At 34.3% G+C, this 271-nt stretch carries 1 protein-coding gene; it reads right to left on the reverse strand.

The annotated features are described in order from the left end of the window. On the reverse strand, positions 1-271 hold a 271-nt coding region (locus tag ACFILW_RS10895; RefSeq protein ID WP_375685842.1), incomplete at both ends, for a BID domain-containing T4SS effector.

Below are 271 nucleotides of genomic sequence, written 5' to 3' on the forward strand. Positions count from 1 at the left end.
TGATGATCTCTACCATCTGTTTGTCTAATATTTTTTCGTTACCATAAACAATTTTTGCCAATTTCTGGATCTGTTTTAAGCTTGTGTGTACGCAAGAATCTTCAGCAATCATTTCGGCTTTTTCATTTTCTGTCAAAGGAGCTAATCTTTCTTGTGGAATGAGAATGCTTTCAAGCTCTTTTGTTTTTGGGACTGTAAAGGTAAATTTGTCACCGGGTTTTAATGTTTTGAGTTGTTCTTGTGTGAGATGCTCTTTATTACCGATGATATA

This window comes from Bartonella sp. TT110JLCBS (assembly GCF_042193405.1).
In the GTDB taxonomy this organism is placed as follows: Bacteria; Pseudomonadota; Alphaproteobacteria; order Rhizobiales; family Rhizobiaceae; genus Bartonella.